Annotated in this window: 1 protein-coding gene; it reads left to right on the forward strand. The window is 63.0% G+C overall.

Features of this window, described 5'->3' with window-relative positions:
• The first annotated feature begins 48 nt into the window (after nucleotides 1-48).
• Nucleotides 49-1,140 carry an IS630 family transposase gene (locus tag ACTMTU_RS36015; protein WP_441267640.1) on the forward strand — a complete coding sequence of 364 codons (1,092 nt, stop codon included), beginning with the start codon at nucleotides 49-51 and terminating at the stop codon, nucleotides 1,138-1,140.
• Nucleotides 1,141-1,142 lie beyond the last annotated feature (2 nt).

The following is a 1,142-nucleotide window of genomic DNA, read 5'->3' on the forward strand; positions in this document are numbered from 1 at the left end:
CCTAGTCTTCTGAGTCGGGAATTCTGTTCAGATGTATAGGCTTGCTCCATGGCACGGACGGGGCGGCCGAAGGCCGAGTTGAGACTGTCGGACGAGGAACGGGCCGCGCTTGAGGGGTGGGTGCGGCGTCGTTCCACGCCGCAGGCGTGGGCGTTGCGGTGCCGGATCATCCTGGCCTGCGCCGAGGGCACCTCGAACAAGGACGTAGCGGCCCGGCTCGGTTCCACACCTCATGCGGTGGGCCGCTGGCGGGCCCGGTTCGTGCAGTACCGGATCGCCGGTCTTGGCGACATGCCGCGTCCCGGTGGGCCCAGGACGGTCACGGACGAGCAGGTCGCCGCGGTGGTCACCAGGACGCTGGAATCCACACCGAAGAATGCAACACACTGGTCGACTCGGTCGATGGCGAAAGAGATGGGCCTGTCGCAGTCGTCGGTGTCACGGATCTGGCGTGCGTTCGGCTTGCAGCCGCACCGGTCGGAGACCTTCAAGCTGTCGACGGATCCGTACTTCGTCGACAAGGTGCACGACGTCGTTGGGTTGTATCTGGATCCGCCCGAGCGGGCGTTGGTGTTCTGCGTGGATGAGAAATCGCAGATCCAGGCTCTGGACCGCTCCCAGCCTGTATTACCGATGATGCCGGGGGTTCCCGAGCGGGTGACCCACGATTACGTCCGTGCCGGTACCACCACACTGTTCGCCGCATTGGAGGTCGCGACCGGCAAAGTGATCGGCTCTCTGCACCGCCGGCACCGCGCCGAGGAGTTCAAGAAGTTCCTGATCAAGCTAGACAAGGAAGTGCCCGCCGGCCTGGACATCCACCTGATCTGCGACAACTACGCCACCCACAAAACACCTGCCATCAAGAAGTGGCTCCTGGCCCACCCACGATTCCACCTGCACTTCAGACCGACCGGCTCGTCCTGGTTGAACCTCGTCGAGCGATGGTTCGCCGAACTCACCAACAAGCGGATACGACGAGGCGTCCACCGATCGGTCCAGGCCATGGAGAAGGACATCCGCACCTGGATCGCAGCATGGAACACCGACCCGAAGCCCTACATCTGGACGAAGACCGCCGACGAGATCCTCGAACGCCTCGGCTCATATCTGAACAGAATTCCTGACTCAGAAGACTAGCG

This window comes from Streptomyces sp. OZ13 (assembly GCF_052068155.1).
GTDB lineage: Bacteria > Actinomycetota > Actinomycetes > Streptomycetales > Streptomycetaceae > Streptomyces.